The organism is Campylobacter sp. RM9331, from assembly GCF_020137685.1.
In the GTDB taxonomy this organism is placed as follows: Bacteria; Campylobacterota; Campylobacteria; order Campylobacterales; family Campylobacteraceae; genus Campylobacter_E.
On record NZ_JACGBA010000009.1, the window covers coordinates 43521 to 64110 of the forward strand.

Genomic DNA, 20590 nt, shown 5'->3' on the forward strand with positions numbered 1-20590 from the left:
ATTTCTTTATGAAATTCCTATTTTAAATTCCACGAAAAAAGGAGAGAAAAGTGATTACAAATGATAACCTATTACAAGTTTTAAATAAATTAAATTTTAAAAAAGATAATGATTTTATTTATAAAAAGCAATATTTAAATAACATTTTTATTATGGTTGATTTTAAAAATAGAAAAATTATATTTCCAGAACAAATTAAACTCCATGACAAAACTACATCAAATTTTGAAAAAAATGAAAATTTTGTAGTATTAGAGTGTATAGATAGGTTATTAACAAAAGGCTACGATCCAAACCATATAGAATTAGAACCAAAATATAAATTAGGTAGAGAATCGAAGTCTAGCGGAAAAGCAGATATTTTAGTAAAAGATAAATTAGGTGAATCATATATATTAATTGAATGCAAAACATACAAAACAAAAGTTGATGCTAAAGGTAGTGAATTTGAAAATGAGTGGAATAATATGCTTAAAGATGGAGGGCAATTATTATCTTATTTTAGACAAAATAAAAAAGTAAAATTTTTATGTTTATATACTAGTGATTTTATAAACGATGAAATATATTATTTTAACTATATACTCAATATGCAAGACAATGAACTATACCTTAAAGAAAATGATTATAAATTGAGTTATATATCAGCAAGTGATGAAAATGAAATTTTTAAAGTATGGAAAGAAATTTATCAACAAAATTATTTGACAAGTGGAATTTTTGAGTCTGATATAAACCCATATGAAGCTGGTAAATTATCATTAAAATTTACAGACTTAAAAGAATTTGACCATCAAAACAATTCTTTATACAATGATTTTGCGACTATTCTAAGACAACATAATATATCAGGTAAAGAAAATGCTTTTGATAAGCTTGTAAATTTGTTTTTATGCAAAATTTATGATGAGACATTTAATAAAAATAATCTGGAATTTAAATATCGTGGAATTATGGCAGACACTTACGAAAGTTTGCAAGATAGACTTATGAAATTATATAAAAATGCAATGAAAGAATTTTTAAATGAAGATATTACTTATGTTGAAAATGCAAATATAGAAGATGTTTTTAACACAACTTCAAGAAGCAAAAAGTCTATGCAAAGTATGCAAGAACAAATTCAAGATTATATAAGGCAATTAAAATTTTATTCTAATAATGATTTTGCGTTTTTGGAAGTTCATAATAAAGATTTATTTTATAAAAATGCTATAGTTTTAAAAAATATAGTTAGGCTTTTTGAAGATATACGATTAACAGAAAATAAAGTTCAGCAATTTTTAGGTAATTTATTTGAATTGTTTTTGCAAAAAGGCATGAAACAAGATGAGGGGCAATTTTTTACACCAATTCAAATATGTGAGTTTATTATGCATTCTTTACCTATTGATAATATAAATAAGCCTTTAAGAGTGATTGATTATGCTTGCGGAGCAGGACATTTTTTAAATACATATGCAAGTTTTATTGAAAAACAAATTAATGATAAAGAAAAATTAAAAGAGTATTATAAAAATATTTATGGAATTGAAAAAGAATATAGATTGAGCAAAGTTGCAAAAGTTAGTGCAAGTATGTATGGGCAAAATGAGATAAATATTTTTTATGCAGATGCTTTAGCTAGTAATGAAAATATTGAAAATTATTCTTTTGATTTATTAATTGCTAACCCGCCTTATTCGGTCAAGGGTTTTTTAGAAACTTTAAGCGAAAAAGACTTAGAAAAATATATACTATTTAATAAAGACATAAATAAAGATACTTTTAATTCTATAGAATGCTTTTTTATAGAAAGGGCTATTCAGTTATTAAATGATAACGCAAATGCAGCGATAATTTTGCCATCACCATTTTTAAGTAATAGTAATATTGGAAAATATCAAGAAGTAAGAGAACTGATATTTCAAAATTTTGATATAAAAGCTATTGTTGAGTTGCCGTCTGGTACATTTGGAGCTACTGGAACCAACACTATTATTTTATTTTTGCACAAATTAAAAACATATGATAAAGATAAGGATTTAGGTTTAACATCTAGTTCTATAAAATTTAAAACCTTGCAAGATAGATTAAAAGCTTCTAATTTGATAGATGATGATAATTTTGTAGATAATGGCTATATAGACGAATATGTAGCTTTTAGAGGTATAAAAAAAGATATTTTTATAGATTTAATAAACGAAAATTATACAGATGAGTTATTAGAATGCTTTCAAGATTATTTGGATGATTTTTATAAAAGCAATATTTATAAAAAATTAACAAAAAGCAAAGTTTATAAAGATTCTACTATAAAAGAAGATTTAGAAAATGGTGTTTTTATAGAGTTTGTAAAAAATATTGAAAATAAAAAGTTGATATATTTTTCTATGATAAAAGATAATAAATTGATTATTGTAAAAGCTCCTGATAAAAACGATGAAAAAAAGAAATTTTTAGGCTATCAATGGAGCACAGATAAAGATGATCCGGGATTAAGAGAATTAAACGATCCATACAATACACCCTTATATGATAAAAATAATATTAATAATGACGAAAAAATATCTTATAAAATTAAAGAATTATTTTTAAATAATGAAATTATAATTAACGATGAATTAAGTAAATATGTAAGTTATGAAAAAAATTATAATTTAATTGATTTTAAAAATGCAAATTTTAATTTAAAAATTAATATCAATTTAACCAATTCGCATAATCATGTAGAATATTTTTGGAAAAATAGCAAATATCCAATCATAAGTATCAAAGAATGTGTAAATGATATTATTAATGGTTCAACACCTTTAAAATCTCAAAATAAGTATTGGGACAAAAAAGATATACAATGGTTAACCATACCTGATTTTACAAATAGCATATATATAAATGAGACAAAAGATTATATTTCACAATTAGCAGTAGATGAAAAAAAAGTAAAAATTGTGCCTAAAAATTCAGTGTTGTTGTCTTGTACAGCAACAATAGGTAAGTGTGCAATAAACAAAGATATATTAACCACAAATCAACAAATTAATGCTTTAGTTTGTAAGCTTGATAAAGTAATACCTGAATATTTGGTATATATTTTTAGAATGTACTCAAATGAACTTGAAAATCTAGCTAGTAAATCGAGTGTTAAATACATAAATGTCTCAACTCTTAGTAGTTTTCAAATTCCATTACCTCCTTTGGATGTTCAAGAACAAATAGTAAAAGAATGCGAAGAAGTAAATAAGCAATTTGAAACAATAAGAATGAGTATAGAAGAATATAAGAGATTAATATCTGAGATATTAAGTAAAGTTGGAATTATTAGCAGTAACGGGGGGAGGGATTTAAGAGTTGAGCTATTAAAATTCTTAAGTATTTCTTTAGATTTTATCGATGACTTATCAAATATATTAATAAATAATAAAAAATTAGGACAAATTTGTAAGGTTTTAATCGGTGGTACACCTAGTAGGAAAAACCATTTATACTATGGTGGAAATAATTTATGGGTTAGTATTGCTGAAATGAATGGCAATATAATATCTGATACAAAAGAAAAAATCACAGAACTAGGTGTAAAAGAATCAAATGTTAAGTTAATACCAAGTGGGACTACTTTATTAAGTTTTAAATTAAGCATAGGCAAGGTTGCATTAGCCGGAGCTGATTTATACACAAACGAAGCCATTGCTGGGCTTATACCTAAGGATAAAAATATAGTTTTAGATAAGTATTTGTTTTATCTATTTAAAAATAAAGTTATAGATTTGGATCTAAAAAATAAAAATACATTTGGCACTAGCTTAAATTCTCAAATTTTAAAAGATGAAGTTGAAATACCATTAATACCTATTGATAAACAAAAACTTTTAATCAACATTATAGATAAAATAGAGAATAAGATTTATGAACTCGAAAAAGACATCAATGATAAAAACAACATAATAAATAAAATACTAGCAAAATATATATATTGATAATTATATATTATTGATATAGTATTTTATAAATAAGGTAAAATATACAAAGTATATTGCTTATATATTATTGTGCTTGAAAGTAAAGGCGTAGATAGCAAAATCAATCTAAGAAGTGATGAAAATGCGAAAATTACTAACGCAGAAAGTCTTTTTAAAGGTATAAATATTACCTTTGAAAAACAATTTAATAATGATAAATTAGAAACAATTATAAAAAATATAATCAAGAAAAAATAATTAATCTAATTTAAATTCCTTAAAGGATTTAAATTAGAATACAAGATTATATTAAAAATATGTGGTGTTAAATGTTTTCTTTTATTAAAGAATTAATAAAAAAATCTTTATTTGTTGGTTTGAGTTTAGCGTTTTTTATCATTGCTATTTTCGCTTTTTTAATGCTTGTTCAGTATTCATACGATATCTATAGTAAATACTTTAGTTCAACTTATGATAAATTTCTTAAAACCAAAAAAGAGCTTTGCTCTCTTGAAAGGCAATTAGAAGTAGAGGGCTATTTATTATTTTGGGATTTTAAAAATGAGTATACAAATTATAAATATGATTATTCTAAAAGCGGATATAAATGTAATTTAGAAAAAGAAGAAAAATATAAAAGAGCAATTGCAAATTATTTTAAATTAAGTAATGCAAAAATATATGAAGTGCAAAATTATAATAGCATTGATGAAGTTAAATCTCTTAAAACTTTAGATAGTTTAGAATTAAAAGAAGTTAATGAATTTAACAATAATCTAGTATTTTTTGAAAAAAGATTTTTTGATAAAAATTCATTTCAATTTATAGATGGAGATGAAATGCAAGTAATGTTATATAACTCATATACTAAGGAAAAAGAAGAGAGAGAATATTATATAGATGGGTGTGGTTATGTAATCCCAACATATAAAATAAAATACAATTAAGAAGATATAATGGCAGTAAAACTACAAATAATGTTTAATTATTTATAGTTTTACAAGAATTTAAATCAATAGGATTAAATAAGTTCCATTGTTTGTTTTACTATTGATAATTCTTCGTTAGTTGGAATAACTAAAATTGGGTATTTTGAATCAGCTTTTGCTATATTTCTAGCTACTTTTTCACGCTTAGCATTTTTTTCTTCATCAATACTAAAGCCAAGATGTGCAAGTTGCTTACAAACCGCAGCTCTCATTAAATCATCATTTTCACCAATACCTGCTGTAAAAATTAGAGCCTTAGCAGGAGTTACTGCAAGGTATGAGCCTATGTATTTTGCAATTCTATAGCAAAACATATCAAATGCTAATTTTGCTTTCTTATCACCATTTTGCATTTTTTCTTCAATTTCACGCATATCATTTGCACCACAAATTCCTAATAAACCACTTTGTTTATTGCAAATTTTATCAAGTTCAGCAATGCTTAAACCTTTATTATATGCTAAATAAAATAAAGCTCCAGCATCAATATCCCCACATCTAGTTCCCATCATTAATCCTTCAAGTGGAGTAAGACCCATTGAAGTATCAACGCATTTACCATCTTTAATAGCACTAATACTTGCACCATTTCCTAAGTGAGCTGTAATTGCATCTATGTTTTTAATACCTAAGAATTTTTCTGCTTCACGAGTTACAAATTCATGAGATGTTCCATGAAAGCCGTATCTTCTAACTCCATCTTCTTCATAATATTTATTAGCTATTGCATAGCGATATGCGATTTCTGGCATTGTTTGATGAAATGCTGTATCAAATACTGCTATATTTTTAACACTTGGAGCAAGATTTATAATTGTTTTAATTCCTGAAATATTTGCAGGATTATGTAAAGGTGCTAATTTTACTAATTCATCTAAAGCTTTTAAACATTTATCATCAACTAATGTTGCTTTAATAAATTTATCTCCACCATGCACCACACGATGACCTACTGCTGCTAATTCATTAAAATCAGTTAAAAGTCCGCTTTTAGCAAATAAATCACGAACTACTTTTAAGCCATCTTCGTGATTATTTATGCCACCTAAATGTTCTAATTCCTTGCCATCAAATTTAATTTTTGCTCTTGAATTGCTTTCTCCAATTTGCTCAACCAAACCACTCGCAACACTATCTTCATTAAAAAATAATTGGAATTTCAGTGAGCTTGAACCTGCATTTAAAACTAATATTTTTTTCATAATTTTTCCTTTTTTATAATTTATTGTGCTTGAATTGCACTAATTAAGCATGTATTTACAATATCTTCAACCAAACAACCCCTACTTAAATCATTAATAGGTTTGTTTAAACCTTGCAAAACAGGACCAACCGCAATAGCCCCTGCACTTCTTTGCACTGCTTTATAAGCTATATTTCCTGCATTTAAATCAGGGAATACAAATACATTTGCCTTTCCTGCTACTTTGCTATCAGGCATTTTTTTACTTGCTGTTGCAATATCTACTGCTGCGTCAAATTGTATAGGACCATCATAATTTAATCCCTCATAAGATTTTGCTAATTCGCACGCTTGTTTTACTAAATCAACGCTTACTCCACTACCGCTATTTGCAGTTGAATAAGATAGCATTGCAACTCTTGGCTCAAAACCAAAAGCCTTATAAGTAGCTGCACTAACACTTGCAATTTCGGCTAGATTTTCAGGAGTTGGATTAGGATTTACCGCACAATCAGCAAAATACCAAACCTTATCACTTAAGCACATAAAAAATCCACCACTTACACTCTTAACACCTGGTTTAGTTTTAACTATTTGAAGAGCTGGGCGAATTGTATCAGCAGTTGAACATGCAGCCCCACTAACCATAGCATCAGCGTAGCCTAAATGCACTAATAAAGTTCCAAAATAATTTCTATCTTTTATAAGTTCTTTTGCTTGCTCAAGGCTCATTCCCTTTGATTTTCTAGCTTCATAAAGTGCATTTGCACATTCATCATCTAATGATGAATTACCTGGATTATAAGTCTTAACATCATCTAAATCTATACCTAAATCACTAGCTTTTTGTGCTATTTCTTTATTGTTTCCTAAGATAATTAATTTAACAGCTTTACCTTCTAATAAAATACTAGCAGCCTTTAAAATACGCTCGTCATTTCCTTCTGGTAAAACTATGGTTTTAATATTTTCTTTAGCCTTGCTCTCTAGCATAACTTCAAATGCCATTGGACTTACATAATCAGGTTTTTTAAGATTTAATAACTCATCTAAGCTTGTATTTTCATTATATAAACTTGCGTATTTATGATGAATTTTAGCAAACTCAAATTTGGTTAAATCATTATCAATTACATAATTTAAATTAAGCTCTTTACTTAGTTTTAGATTTATCCAAAAAGTATCAAGACCACCAAAAACTCCAAAACTAGCAACTAATACAAAATCATATTTAGCTTTTAATTCATTAACTTTAATGATTATATTTTTATAAAAAGTATTTTCATTTTTCAAATACTCTTTAACGCCTATTGCACTATCGTATAAGTATTCAGTTTTTATATTATGCTCTTTTGATAATTTATTTAAACCACACACCCCGTCTTCACAAGCAAGTGCTTGGAAAACAACAATATTTGAATATTTTTTTGATAATTTTATAGCAAGATTATCTAAACTTTCCCTGCTTTGTTTTTGAAAGTAAATCGCATTCATTGCTACTCCTTCATTGATTAAATTTCGCTAGAGTATATGCCTAAAATATTAATAAATAAGGAAGAAAATATGAAAAAAAGTTACATAAAATATTTTGTTTTCTCTTTGTTAATTTCAGGTTGTGGTTTGGCTGATCCGCAAATGGATATGAAAGCTCCAACATATGTAGAGCAAATTGAACCTAAGGCTGATAATAATTTAGGAAGTCCAGGCTCACTTTTTGGAAAAGGCTCTAATCCACTTTTTAGCGATAATAAAGCTATGAATGTAAATGATATAGTTACAATAATTATTAAAGAAGATACAAGCCAAAGTAGTAAAGCTAGTAAAAGCACGAATAAATCTTCTAATGCTAATTTAAATTCCGGAGTTTTTGCAGGATTATTATCAAGTCTTAATAAATCAGCAGATATTGGCTTTCAAACAAAAAATAATTCAGATTTTAGTGGTAGCGGTCAAGCTAGTAGAAATGAAAAATTTCAAACAACAATTAGTGCTAGGGTAATAAAGGTATTAGCTAATGGAAATTATTTTATTGAAGGAAAAAGACAATTATTAATAAACGGAGAAAAACAAATCGTTCAAATCTCTGGAGTAATTAGACCTTATGATATAACAGGTCAAAACACAATTGAGAGCAAATACATAGCAGACGCTAAAATACTTTATTCAACTCAAGGCGAAATTGATAAAGCTACTAAAAAACCTTGGGGAACAAAAGCAGTTGAAACTATTTGGCCTTTTTAACCTTAATTTAAGGTTAAAAAGACTTTATTTCTTATCATCTTCGTTGATTTTTAATAATAATTTATAAGCCTTATATACATTTGAAATTGCAGCTGCTATTCCAAACGCAAGTCCTACGAAAAATAAAGGCTTATAAATCTTAGCGAGTAAAATTCCTAAACCAACACCAATTAGCACTGCAACTACAATGCTAATACCTAAGCTTAGATGATTTGCAGCATCTATTACACTTTTTACTTTTTTAGCTCTTTTATTTTCTTCGTTATGCACGAATAGCCTTTTTGAACGCATTTATAAATATTTCAAATTCTTTATCTTCAAACTTAGAGCAAATAAATGCAGTTTCATAGGTTGATGGTGCAAGATTTACTCCATTTTCTAGCATAATTTTATGAAATCTTGAAAACTTAGCTGTATCACTTGTCTTAGCGTCATCGTAATTTAATGGGTATTTTTCATTAAAGAAAAATCCTAACATTGAACCTATATTTTTAGCTACAAAAGGCACTCCTGCACTTTTACTCTCATCTAGCATAGCATTAATTGCATTTTTTGCCCATTTATCACATTTTTTATAAATATCATCGTTTAATTGCTCAAGATTTGCAATACCTGCTGCCATTGCAAGTGGATTTCCGCTTAGCGTTCCTGCTTGATATACTCCGCCTAGTGGGCTTAGAAGTTGCATAATTTCTTTTTTTGCAGCGTAAGCTCCAACAGGAAGTCCCCCACCAATAACCTTACCAAAACAAACCATATCAGGCACAACTTTATAAATCTCTAAAGCCCCACCTAAAGCAGCTCTAAAACCACTCATAACTTCATCAAAAATCAAAACGATTTTTAATTCATCGCAAAGCTTTCTAAGGTCTTCTAAAAACTCTTTTTTAGCAGGGACAAAACCCATATTTCCTGCAATTGGTTCAATAATAATCACACCTATTTCACTACCATTACTCTTTGCTATAGCAATTTGCTCTTTTACGCTTTCTATATCATTGTATTTAGCTGTATAAGTATCTTTTACAGCGTTTTTACTAACTCCACTTGAGCTTGGAGTATTAAAGGTCGCTAAGCCACTTCCTGCATTTACTAAAAGCATATCAGCGTGTCCGTGATAACAACCATCAAATTTAATAAGCCCATCACGATTAGAATAAGCTCTTGCTAAGCGAATTGCACTCATAGTAGCTTCTGTCCCACTATTTACAAATCTAATTTGCTCTATTGCAGGATATAACGATATAACTTTTTGTGCTAATTTGCTTTCAGCTAATGTAGGAGCACCATAACTTGTGCCATCTTTTGCTGCATTAATAATAGCGTTTGTTACATTTATATCAGCGTGTCCTAAAATGCAAGGCCCATAGCTTTGAACTAAATCAAGGTATTTTTTATCTTCAATATCAATTATATAAGCACCATCGCCCTTTTTTATAAATACAGGCTCACTACCTACACTTTTAAATGCTCTTACAGGAGAATTAACCCCACCTGCTATTAATGTTTGTGCTTGTGCGAAAGCTTCTTTATTTGTCATTTTTTTCTCCTTTTTTCTTGATATATAAGTATAAATTTTTTATTTCTTCATTTGTTAAATAATAATTTGGCATTATATTTTTTGAACTTGTTTTACTAACTAAGGCTTTATAAAAATTCTCATAACTAATATTTTTAATACTAGGGATTATTACTTGAATGGTTTTTCCATTTTCTTTATAAGTAGCAAATATTTGCTCACTTCCATCAAGCCCGTGACATTTATCACAACCAATTCCCCTTGGGTTTTGATACAAGCTTAATTGATATTCATCTTTGCTTAAAAAATCACTATTAGCATAAACAAATACGCTAAAAACTAATAATATTAATTTTGATTTCATTTTATAATCCGTTGTTTTTAAGGGTTATAATACAATCTTTATTTTTATAAAGGTTACAAATTGATACTAGATGGAAAAAAATTAAGCAAAGAATTATACGCACAATTAAAACTCAAAATTAATGAGCTAAAAACCAAACCTTGCTTAGCTGTAATTTTAGTAGGAGATGATTATGCTAGTGGGGTTTATGTAAGAAGTAAATTAAAAGCTTGTAATGAATTAGGAATAATTAGTAAAGATTATAAGCTAGATAGTAGTATTAGCGAAGAAGAATTATTAAAAATCATAAGAGATTTAAATGATGATGATAGTGTAGATGCTATCTTAGTGCAACTACCTTTACCAAATCATATCAATAAAGACAATATCATAAACGCTATAAATCCTATTAAAGATGTAGATGGTTTTACTCCACTTAATTTAGGTTTAGTTTTAGCGAATTTAAAACCACATTTTTATGCTTGCACCCCGCTTGGAATTGATATTTTGATGAAGCATTATGGTATCAGTGTAAAAGGCAAAAATATTTGCATAATAAACGATAGTATCATAGTAGGTCGCCCACTTGCTGCTATGATGATTAATGAAGGTGCAAGTGTTAGCGTATGCCACAAATATACAAAAGATTTAAAAGAGCATACTTTAAACGCTGATATTTTAATAAGTGCTACAGGTGTAATTCATCTAATAAATGATGATTTTATAAAAAATGGAGCTATTTTAATTGATGTTGGGATTTGCAAAGAAATTGATGGCAAAAAACTATCAGGAGATTATCTTAAGACAAGTAATAAAGCTAGTATGATTACTCCAGTTCCTGGCGGAGTAGGACCTATGACTATTTATGCACTAATGCAAAACACATATGAAGCAAGATTAAAAAAGGAAGAAAATGCAAGAAAATAAAACAAAATGGCAAAAATTAGTTGATTTTTGGAATTCATGGACAGGGACTATTGTATTTGTTCTTGTTTTTATATTTTTCGTAGCTCAAGCTTTTACAATACCAAGTGGCTCTATGAAAAACACACTTTTAGTAGGAGATCATTTATTTGTAAAAAAATTCGCCTACGGGATACCAACTCCTAGAATTCCATTCCTAGAAGTTCCTGTGTTGCCTGATTTTAAAGGCGATGGGCATTTATTAAGCTATGCTAAGCCTAAAAGAGATGATATAGTGGTGTTTTTGTATCCGCACAATACAAAGCTACATTATGTTAAACGCTGCGTTGCTTTAGGAGATGATGAGATAATATTTGCAAATAAGACCCTTTATGTGAGAATGCACGAAGGAGATGAATATATGAGAGCAAATTATCCTGCTAATAAACAAGTGATTTTACAAGGCAAATTATACATAAAAGAGCCTTATACTAAAAAGGGTATTCATTATGATGAAAGAGTGGATTTTGATAAGGTCATAGAATACTTTATGGCTAAGGGTGAGTTTGTAATGAAGCCAATTTATGTTAGTGAATTAAGAAGTGATATTAAAGCGTATTATTATAAGGTGCCTAGCAATGAATACTTTATGATGGGTGATAATCGCGACCACTCAAATGATAGCCGCTTTTGGGGAAGTGTAGATTATAAATATATTGAAGGTAAGCCTTGGTTTGTTTATCTAAGCTGGGATGATGATTATAATATCCGCTGGGAAAGAATGTTTAAAAGCGTTGATACCTTAGAAAACGATGAAAGATATATCCATCACGAAATAAGCGATATTAATTCTCTTGATTGACAAAAATATCTAATTCAAATTCTTGTGATTTGAATTAGAATTTATTTTATAATACATTATATTTTAAAGGTAATTTATATAAAAATTAAAATTATTTAATTGTATTTGAAGACTTTTCACTTAAAATCTTTTCAATTTTCTTTTGTTGTTTTGCTATGTATTTTTCGCCTAGTGGTTGTGCTTCTTCTCTAAATTCCATTTCAAATCCGCCTTTACTCATTGCAGAATACTTTTGTCTAAACTCTGTGTATAAAAAATAAACAGATAAATCATCAACAAAAGGCAATGAAACTAGCTTGGTTTTAGTTTGATATATTGTGTAAGTTTTTAAGTTTTTACCATTTAAGAAAAATAGTGCTAAATAGCTTGATAAAATATCTAATATTACAAAAAACATAATTATAGGAAAGAAAATTATTCTAGCTATCTGATAGTCTAATCTATAATTTAAGCTTTTATTTTCTATTTCTTTAATATTGTAAGCATCCTTATTAAATATATATGAACACGCTAAAGCAGGTCGTTTGGATTGCAATCTAAAAACTATATCACTTTTATTTATCGTTGCGGTTACTTTTTTGTAACTTTTTGCTATACCAAAAACACCTGCTTCATCTATCTCATAAGTATCAAAATATATCTTTTCATTATCTATGCTAATATAAAAATCATTATTTTTAACAAACCTAAGTCTTTTTATTTGTCTAAGTTTTAAAAAGAATGCAACGAAAAAAATACCATCAATAATGCCACTCCAACCTTTTTGAATTCTTCGTATGTCAGTCATTGTTTTTTCGGGTTTACTATTTAATTCATTGATAATATCTATTGTAAAATAAAACAAGATAAAAATAAGTAAAATTGAAAAAATCTCATTAAATAACCTAATAAGCTCTAAGCTATATAAATAATCGTTTTTTATTTTATAATCTTTTAAATTGTCTATATTCAAATTTATCCTTTATATTTAATAAAACTAATTATAAAAATTACTAATATTTTTATAACTTGTTTTCATTTTAATTCTCCTTTTAATTTATTTAAATAATTTGTATAAACATCATTAGAGCAACTACCTCTTCTATAATAATTACCTAAACTAAGATAATAGTTATCAACAAATAACCTAGTAAAAGAATCATAAATTCTATTAAGATTAGGGCTAAGTTCTAAACTCAAATTATTTAAATTTGTTATTGCATAACTACAAGGTTTATAATAACCATAAATATCATAATTTATTAGTTTATCTTTGCTAAGTCTAGTTGGTAATTCTGAAGCTTCTTCTTCAAAAATTTTTTCATATTTTTTATAATTTTCATATAATTGCACTTCTTTATCAACTATCAATTTTACACTTTTAAAAAACTTACCATCTATCGTATAGTTTTGCTTTTTAATTGTGCTTAATAATAAGGTATTTGGTTTTTTAAGTTCTGTTACTTCGTGCTTTGGACTTTGCTGTAAATTAAAATGACTTATTAATAATATTCCGTGAAAAGCAATCATTAAAAATGAGAAAAAATAAAAGGTAACTTTAATAAATTTTTGATTTTGTTTCATTATTAACTTATAAAACCACCAAATTAATAGTGAAAATACAATTGGTAGCAATAGTTGTAAAACTACAAACCACCCACCGGCATCTCTATCAATAAGCCCAATTCTTATAACCAAATATAAAAATAAAATATATAAAGCTATTATAAATCTAGGATAGAGCTTTAATCCTATAAATAAAGTAAGAGTAAAAACAATAGGGTAAGTAATAAAACTTGCATATGGTATAGGAATTAAAATACTAATAATCCCACTAGCTAAATCATGTAAATTATCTAAAAAATATGTTAGATATATTAAAAACTCATTCATATCTTACCTTTAAAAATAAGATTAATTATAGCAAACAAAAAATTATTAATCTATTATTTATTGTCTTAATGCTTTAATTTATATAGTTAATGATTTGATAATTTATTTCATTTGGATATTCTCTTAAATAACACACTACTCCGTAATCTTTATCATTACAGCTTGTTATAAAATCTTTATAAATTATTTTATTATCACATAATGATGGATTGTTTCTAATAAAAACTTCGCAATCTCCTATAAATTTTCTAAGCAGATATTGTTTTGGTGGATTTGTGTAGCACTTGCATTGAATTAGCCTTATTTCACTATTTTTATACGCTATTAAATCTATGCCTTTGTCGTTTTTACCATTTACAAAACCATTTGGAAAAACCTTATAACCTATATTTTCATAGTATATTTTTATTTGATATTCGTAATTTTTGCCTTTTTTGATATTTTCTAATTTGATTTTATTTTGTGCGTTTTTTTCTTCACTTATTTTTAATTCATAAGACTGAATTAGTTTATCTTTTTCTAGCTTATAGTATCTATTTAATTCTTTTAATTTTTCTTCATAATCTTTTTCTTTTTCTAATATCAATTCTTGTGCTTTTTCAATGGCTATTTTATTAATATCTGAAGTTGTTAAAGTCTGTAATCGTTTTAACTCATCTTTGAGTTTTAATAATTCTTCTTCATATTTATAGTTTTTGTATAGCAAAATATTTTTATCAGTTTTTGTATCTTCGTAATCTTCTTTATCTATTTTTAATGTTTGAATTTCTTTATTTTTATCATTTATAAATTTTTCTGCCTTTTTTATAAATAAAACGAATATACCAAGTAATATGAAATAAAAAATAGTTATTATTAAGCCATAATAATTATGTAAAAATTCTAAAATGCTAAATAACATACAATTACCATAGGAATTTCAAATGAAATTCCTAAAATCAATCTAAATCTTTAATGATTTCTTCATCACTTTTTACAACCATTCCAGAGCCGTGAATTACGCTCGGAATACAACTTGTGCAAATATCTACTGGCTTATTGTTTTTATGAGCTCTAATAAATACTGCGTGCTCGTCTTCGCTAGCTTTTAGACTACATACATTACAAATAATTTCATTGTTTAAAACCATAATAATCTCCTTAAAAATAAAATTAAATACTACAAAAAAATCAAAATATAAAAGTTATTTTTAATCAATTTAAAGGCTGTTTTAATCTTAATTCATTTTGAAATAATAAATGAGCTAGAAATATTACAAAAAATACAGGTAGAAAAAACCCAACATAAGGAATATTTGAAGCCAAATAAAATAAAAATACGCAAAAAATATATTTAAATTTAAAAGGTTTAAAACTTAAAAAATCATTTTTATTTAAAACACAACTAGCCACATCGTAAATTAAAAAATTAAAAAATAAATAAAACATTAAGCAAAACATTAAAAATGATGCTATGAAATTTAATATAGGAATTATGTGAAATAAAAGCACAAAAAATAAAAAAAATAAGAATTTCAATACGATTTTAAACAAAAGCCAAGTTATTTGAATTAACCCTATTTCATCTAATTTATTGTAATTATAATGCTTTAAATTGATTTCTCTAACTATCATTGGAGTTAAAAATGAAGTAATAACTAAAGCAAAAAATATAGATAAATATAAAGCTAAAAAACCGCCACCTGAAATAGTAATTATCATAATAAATATTTGTATGGCGTGTAGTATCATCGCACCTAAAAAAAAGTTAAAAGCTTCTTCGTTAAAATCTAAACTACTAACATAACTAAATGCAAGTGTTAATAAACTAATAAATATAATTGAGCTTATAATTAGTGGAAATAAAGAAAATGCTAAAAATCTAAATGTAAAAAAATCTTTTAGGCTAATAATGAAATTATTCATATTTATACCACTTAATTACTTGAGAAAATAATCCGTTTCCATTAAATCCTATTGGCATATTTTCAATACCTTTAATTTTTTTATTATAAGCTAAAAAATAATTGTAATTTACCAAAAATACATAAGAAGGGTTCATTTTAATCTGCTCTTGAAACTCTTTGTAATAATTCTCTTGCACTTGATTTATGGTATTTTTTGCTTGAGTTTTATTAATCTTATTTGTATTTAAAATAGTTGCAAAATTAATACTATCATATACTTCAATATCTACAATCTTACTAGCTTCATTATCATCATTGTTGGTTTGTAATACATCTGTTAATATTCCAAAATCTTTTAATTGCATAGCAAGATTTTCAGCTATACTTAAGTAGTCTTTATTGTTTTTATCTACATAAATTTCTAATTTTAAAGGTAAATCTAATTTTTTATAATAATTTGCTGTGCTTTCTTTATTAATATTTAATTCTATACTCTTTTTATCTTTATAAAATCCTAATTCATTTATAATTTTTCTAGCTTCTGCTCTATCACAACCATTATTATTTAAACTTAAAATATGTTTATTAATACTAAAATTCGGTAATTGATTTAAAATAGATTTGTTACAAATAATCAAAGAAATTGCATATCTTAATTTCCTATCATAAATTACTTTATTATTTAATTGTAACGCTATAGCGTGATCTGATTCTAAAGTCTTATATACTAAATCATCATCAATATTTTTTATATTTTTATAATTAATCAAGCCAACATCAATTATGTCATTATTTAAAGCATTTTTTATTTGAACTTCATTTTGATAAAACTTAAAAACTACCCCATCATTAAGTGCTTTAAAAATAGCATTAGGATTTTTTACTAAAACTATTTGTTCGTTGTTAAATTGCTTTAAATTATAAGTACCAAGACCAATAGCATCACTATTAAACCAACTTAAACCATATTTAATAAGAGCATTTTTTGACATAATCCCTAGCGTTAAAGAATTTAAAAAATCATTATCTGGATACTTCAATACAAATTCAACTTTATATTTATCAATTATATTTATTTGAGAAATATTATTATAAAATCTACTATAATTTGAATTAAAAAAGTGATTTATAATTATTTCATAAGTAGTTTTTACATCTTCTGAAGTAAATTCTCCAAAATCTATATTATTTTTTATAAAATGAAGACCTTGTTTTAATTCAAATTCGTATCTTAATTTATCATTACTTATTTTGTATGAATTAGCTAGTGCAGGAATTAATTCTTTATTATTATTTTTATAAAACAAACCTAAATATAATAAATTTACTAAATCATCATTTGGATTATAAATTGGATTTATATTATTTGGTTGATTTTTCATAGCTACTTTAATTAAATCAGCAGATAAAAAATTGATTGAAAATACTAAAAATAATAATAAAAACTTTTTCATAAGTATCCTTAAAATAGCAAGTAAAAAACTTGCTATTTCGTGATTAGAAGTTAGCTTTAATTTGTGCTACCCAGTTTGCAATTCTTTCGTCTGTTAAATCTTCTTGATTGTCATTATCTAATGCAAGACCAACGAATTTGCCATCAACTACTGCTTCTGAATCTTCAAAATCATAACCATCAGTTGAAACTGCTCCAACTAAATTTGCACCAGCTTCTTTTAATGCCGCAGCTAATTTACCCATACCGCCGCAGAAAGTATCAGAATAGCTTGAGCTATCTCCCATACCAAATACAGCTACTGTTTTACCAGCTAATTTTAGACCACTAAAATCAAATGAATCCCAATCATCTTGTAAGTCACCACTACCCCAAGTTGAAGTTCCGCAAACTAATTTATCAAAACCATTTAGTTTATCAGCATCAACATCAGCGATATTTAATAATTCAGCACCTAGTGCTTCTGCAATTTTTTCTGCTGCGCCTTCTGTATTTCCCATAGCACTTCCGAAAACTACTGCTACTGACATAATTATCTCCTTAATTTGATTTGCGACATAATTTTACCATTTGAAATTATTGTTAATCATTAACCAAATTCTTTTTACAAAAACCTTAATTATATTAATTTATTTATATAAGAATAAATTAATATCACTTATCAAAAATCCTTATTATTACTTCATAATAATTATTAAACTAAAAATATTATTAAAAAATTTTTATTATTTACTAAGTATATTTTATTTTAAAATAAAATTATTATTAAACTTATTTTTTAATTAGGAGGTTTTATGAAAACTAAAGATAGAAGAGACTTTTTAAAGTTTTCTGGCTTAGTGTATGGCTCTATTTTAATGCCTAATATTGCTTTATCTAATAGTATAGATATTGATGATATAAAATGGGATGAATATTATGATGCAATAGTAATTGGAAGTGGTTTTGCAGGAAGTGCAGCTATGCTAAGTCTTTTGGATAATGGTATTAAAAATGTTGTTATGATTGATAAAATGCCTTATTTAGGTGGCAACTCGGCTTATTCAGGTGGTTCAATGGCTGTTGCTGGCTCAAAATTACAAGCTAGAGATGGAATAGTTGATGATATTAATCTACACATACAAGATACATTAAAAAGTGGTAAGAATTTAAATGATTTAGAATTAGTAAATATTATGATAAATGATGGAGTAAAAACTCTTGATTGGCTTATAGATAATGGAGTTAATTTTAAGTGGGTTAGCAGAAGTGGTGGTCATAGCGTTCCACGCTCTCATTCAGCAGGTGCAGGTAGTTATATCACAAGACCATTACAAGAACAAATTCTTAATAGAGGCGGTAAGATTTTAACAAGAGTTATAATGGATGATATTTTATATGATAAAAATCATAAAGTTGTTGGAATTAAAGTAAGAGAAAAATATCAATTTAACTTTGAGCGTGGATATGAAGAAAAAAACAATGAAAGTGGAATTACTAAATATTATAGAACCTTTGGTGGTATTATCTTAGCTACTGGTGGTTGGGGAGCTGATTTAAAATTTAGACAAATATTTGACTCTAGTTTAAGAGATGATGTATTAACCACAAATCATTTAGGAGCTACTGGCTACACAGCACAAAAACTAATAAATGATAATGTTAAATTCATAGATATGCAATATATTCAGAGTATGCACGTAACAAGTCAAGATGAAGGCGGTTTTGGATTTGCTTATAGATGGATTACTAGGGCTTATGCTTATGGAATGATGGTAAATCCTAAAACAGGAAAAAGATTTGTAAATGAAATTACTGATAGAAAACAAGGTAGCGATGCAATATTAGCTATGAATGAAAAAGGTTTAAATCCACCTGTTTTAATTATGGATATAAATGGCACTAAAACGGTTGATATAGAAGATTTAAATAGAGGCTTATTAGTTGGTGCTGTAAAACAATTTGAAACAATGGATGAATTAATAGCTCATTATAATATCAATAAAGAGCCTTTCTTAGAGCAGTTAAAAAGATACAATGAATATGTTGAACTTGCTTCAAAAGATAAAGATTATAAAGACCCAGAATTTAATCGTAATTTTTCAGATTACAAAGGAAAGTATATAAAAATAGAACAAGCTCCATTTTTTGCTGCAAGACCAGGACCAAAAGTTCATCATTGTATGGGTGGAGTAAAAACTAATAAAGATTGTGAAGTATATGATAATGATATGCAATTAATTCAAGGTTTGTATGCGTGTGGAGAAATTACTGGCGGAAGACATGGATACAATAGATTGGGTTCTAATGCGGTTTTAGATTGCTTAGTTTATGGAAAAAGAGCTGGAAATACTCTAGCAAAAAATTATAATTTATTAAGGGGTTAGCAATGAGATTTATTACTATTATATGTTTATTTGCCTGTTTTTTATTTGCAAATGAAAATGTATTAAAGGATTCGTTAGGAAAAGTAAATGTAGATTTTAGTGAAAAAGCCTATGAAGTTAAAGGAATTCATAAAAATTTAAATCTTAAGTGTAATGATTGCCACCTAGAAGCACAAGCGAAAGATTATTCATCAGCTATGCTAAATAGTTGTATAAAATGCCACGGGGATTATTCAAAACTAGCAGAATATACTGCAGGTTACGGACATAATAACAATGTTCATCAAAGCCCACATTATGATAAATTAGACTGCGATAATTGTCATAAAACTCACAAACCATCTGTTAATATGTGTGCTAGATGCCATAGCCAAGAAATCTTAAAAAATTTAAAAGTAAAATAAAGGAGAATACATGAAAAATAAAATAGCTTTTACTTGTATGATAGTAATCATAACTCTTGTTTTAGTATTCTTAGGAGAAAAAATTGTTCATGTAACAGGCAAATATCCGTTTTGTGGGAGTTGCCATTCTTGGGATGGACCTATAGCTATCACAAATGTTAATGATGATATACACGGGGCTAAAAATCCTAAAGGAGTAGTAGTTAATTGTGCTGATTGTCATTTACCACACGATAATTTGGCAAAATACTTATTAACTAAAGCTAAAAACGGAATAGCAGAAGGCTTTACAACTTTAACAAAAGACCCAACTAAAAAAGATTGGCTAGCAAATAGAGAACACGCTAGAAAAAATTATACTTTTGATAGCTCTTGTCTAAAATGCCACGAAAATGCTTTCGTAAAAGACAATGAAAGCACATTACCAATCCATCTTACCTATCTAAGCTTTAAAGGTAGTGCTGATGAGATGAAATGCACCGATTGTCATAAACATGTAGGGCATAAAGATTTAGCACAAACTTTATATGATTTAAAGGACACAACTCCACATAGTTGGGAAGATTGGGAAAAACAAAGAGCTAAGCAATAAGCTTAGCTAATAGAATTTAGAATTAATTCTAAATTCTAT

The 20590-nt window shown here is 26.8% G+C and carries 21 protein-coding genes; 9 read left to right on the plus strand and 12 right to left on the minus strand.

What is annotated here, in order from left to right; genetic code table 11:
- Positions 1 to 50 precede the first annotated feature (50 nt).
- From AVBRAN9331_RS05090 to AVBRAN9331_RS05100, 3 genes are all read left to right on the plus strand, one after another.
- A complete protein-coding gene (locus tag AVBRAN9331_RS05090) occupies positions 51 to 3956 on the plus strand; it encodes a restriction endonuclease subunit S (RefSeq protein ID WP_336612552.1) in 3906 nt (1301 codons plus the stop codon).
- A gap of 72 nt (positions 3957 to 4028) precedes the next feature.
- On the plus strand, positions 4029 to 4196 hold the full coding sequence (locus tag AVBRAN9331_RS05095) for a hypothetical protein (protein ID WP_336612553.1): 168 nt from the start codon (positions 4029 to 4031) through the stop codon (positions 4194 to 4196).
- Positions 4197 to 4267: 71 nt separating this feature from the next.
- Positions 4268 to 4885 (plus strand): hypothetical protein, encoded by a 618-nt coding sequence (locus tag AVBRAN9331_RS05100; RefSeq protein WP_336612554.1) that lies wholly within the window; start codon positions 4268 to 4270, stop codon positions 4883 to 4885.
- Positions 4886 to 4959: 74 nt separating this feature from the next.
- Here AVBRAN9331_RS05100 and AVBRAN9331_RS05105 read toward each other — a convergent pair whose 3' ends face one another.
- Together AVBRAN9331_RS05105 and pta are read right to left on the minus strand one after the other, a co-directional pair.
- A complete protein-coding gene (locus AVBRAN9331_RS05105; protein WP_214117921.1) occupies positions 4960 to 6129 on the minus strand; it encodes an acetate kinase in 1170 nt (389 codons plus the stop codon).
- A gap of 20 nt (positions 6130 to 6149) precedes the next feature.
- A complete protein-coding gene (gene pta / locus AVBRAN9331_RS05110) occupies positions 6150 to 7604 on the minus strand; it encodes a phosphate acetyltransferase (protein WP_336612555.1) in 1455 nt (484 codons plus the stop codon).
- A 69-nt stretch (positions 7605 to 7673) separates the two neighbouring features.
- On the opposite strand from pta, the gene flgH reads away from it, so the two are divergent.
- Positions 7674 to 8351, plus strand: coding sequence for a flagellar basal body L-ring protein FlgH (gene flgH, locus AVBRAN9331_RS05115; protein ID WP_239802701.1), 678 nt, complete (start codon positions 7674 to 7676; stop codon positions 8349 to 8351).
- Positions 8352 to 8375: 24 nt separating this feature from the next.
- Here the strand turns inward: flgH and AVBRAN9331_RS05120 are convergent, their stop codons facing one another.
- Genes AVBRAN9331_RS05120 through AVBRAN9331_RS05130 form a run of 3 tightly spaced genes read right to left on the minus strand, consistent with a single transcriptional unit; the run spans position 8376 to position 10234 of the window.
- Positions 8376 to 8621 (minus strand): AtpZ/AtpI family protein, encoded by a 246-nt coding sequence (locus tag AVBRAN9331_RS05120; protein ID WP_336608663.1) that lies wholly within the window; start codon positions 8619 to 8621, stop codon positions 8376 to 8378.
- A complete protein-coding gene (gene hemL / locus AVBRAN9331_RS05125; RefSeq protein ID WP_214117917.1) occupies positions 8614 to 9891 on the minus strand; it encodes a glutamate-1-semialdehyde 2,1-aminomutase in 1278 nt (425 codons plus the stop codon). The genes AVBRAN9331_RS05120 and hemL overlap by 8 nt, the downstream gene beginning before the upstream one ends.
- Positions 9881 to 10234, minus strand: a complete 354-nt coding sequence (locus AVBRAN9331_RS05130) for a hypothetical protein (protein WP_214120453.1) — start codon at positions 10232 to 10234, stop codon at positions 9881 to 9883. The genes hemL and AVBRAN9331_RS05130 overlap by 11 nt, the downstream gene beginning before the upstream one ends.
- A 60-nt stretch (positions 10235 to 10294) precedes the next feature.
- Between AVBRAN9331_RS05130 and AVBRAN9331_RS05135 the strand changes: the two genes are divergently transcribed.
- Complete coding sequence (locus tag AVBRAN9331_RS05135) at positions 10295 to 11140, plus strand: bifunctional 5,10-methylenetetrahydrofolate dehydrogenase/5,10-methenyltetrahydrofolate cyclohydrolase (RefSeq protein ID WP_336612556.1); 846 nt, start codon at positions 10295 to 10297, stop codon at positions 11138 to 11140.
- Positions 11127 to 11978: a signal peptidase I gene (gene lepB / locus AVBRAN9331_RS05140; RefSeq protein ID WP_214117914.1), complete on the plus strand. Its 852-nt coding sequence runs from the start codon at positions 11127 to 11129 to the stop codon at positions 11976 to 11978. Before AVBRAN9331_RS05135 ends, lepB begins: the two co-directional genes overlap by 14 nt.
- 91 nt (positions 11979 to 12069) lie before the next feature.
- Here the strand turns inward: lepB and AVBRAN9331_RS05145 are convergent, their stop codons facing one another.
- The 7 genes from AVBRAN9331_RS05145 to fldA form a co-directional block, all read right to left on the minus strand.
- Positions 12070 to 12930: a hypothetical protein gene (locus tag AVBRAN9331_RS05145; protein WP_336612557.1), complete on the minus strand. Its 861-nt coding sequence runs from the start codon at positions 12928 to 12930 to the stop codon at positions 12070 to 12072.
- A 62-nt stretch (positions 12931 to 12992) separates the two neighbouring features.
- On the minus strand, positions 12993 to 13850 hold the full coding sequence (locus AVBRAN9331_RS05150; protein WP_336612558.1) for a hypothetical protein: 858 nt from the start codon (positions 13848 to 13850) through the stop codon (positions 12993 to 12995).
- Positions 13851 to 13923: 73 nt separating this feature from the next.
- Positions 13924 to 14751 (minus strand): restriction endonuclease, encoded by an 828-nt coding sequence (locus AVBRAN9331_RS05155; RefSeq protein WP_214150618.1) that lies wholly within the window; start codon positions 14749 to 14751, stop codon positions 13924 to 13926.
- A gap of 37 nt (positions 14752 to 14788) precedes the next feature.
- A complete protein-coding gene (locus AVBRAN9331_RS05160; RefSeq protein WP_214117910.1) occupies positions 14789 to 14980 on the minus strand; it encodes a hypothetical protein in 192 nt (63 codons plus the stop codon).
- A gap of 64 nt (positions 14981 to 15044) precedes the next feature.
- On the minus strand, positions 15045 to 15755 hold the full coding sequence (locus AVBRAN9331_RS05165) for an EI24 domain-containing protein (RefSeq protein WP_214117909.1): 711 nt from the start codon (positions 15753 to 15755) through the stop codon (positions 15045 to 15047).
- Positions 15748 to 17190, minus strand: a complete 1443-nt coding sequence (locus AVBRAN9331_RS05170; RefSeq protein ID WP_336612559.1) for an ABC transporter substrate-binding protein — start codon at positions 17188 to 17190, stop codon at positions 15748 to 15750. The genes AVBRAN9331_RS05165 and AVBRAN9331_RS05170 overlap by 8 nt, the downstream gene beginning before the upstream one ends.
- Before the next feature lie 43 nt (positions 17191 to 17233).
- Positions 17234 to 17719 carry a flavodoxin FldA gene (fldA, locus tag AVBRAN9331_RS05175; protein ID WP_214117907.1) on the minus strand — a complete coding sequence of 162 codons (486 nt, stop codon included), beginning with the start codon at positions 17717 to 17719 and terminating at the stop codon, positions 17234 to 17236.
- Between the two features lie 264 nt (positions 17720 to 17983).
- Here fldA and AVBRAN9331_RS05180 point away from each other — a divergent pair, with 264 nt between their 5' ends.
- From AVBRAN9331_RS05180 to AVBRAN9331_RS05190, 3 genes are read left to right on the plus strand one after another with little or no spacing between them, the layout of a single operon-like run.
- The gene (locus tag AVBRAN9331_RS05180; protein WP_214120628.1) at positions 17984 to 19555 is read left to right on the plus strand and encodes a flavocytochrome c; all 1572 of its coding nucleotides are present in this window, start codon (positions 17984 to 17986) and stop codon (positions 19553 to 19555) included.
- A gap of 2 nt (positions 19556 to 19557) precedes the next feature.
- The gene (locus tag AVBRAN9331_RS05185) at positions 19558 to 19959 is read left to right on the plus strand and encodes a cytochrome c3 family protein (RefSeq protein WP_336612560.1); all 402 of its coding nucleotides are present in this window, start codon (positions 19558 to 19560) and stop codon (positions 19957 to 19959) included.
- Between the two features lie 10 nt (positions 19960 to 19969).
- On the plus strand, positions 19970 to 20551 hold the full coding sequence (locus AVBRAN9331_RS05190; protein ID WP_214117904.1) for a cytochrome c3 family protein: 582 nt from the start codon (positions 19970 to 19972) through the stop codon (positions 20549 to 20551).
- Positions 20552 to 20590: the final 39 nt, after the last annotated feature.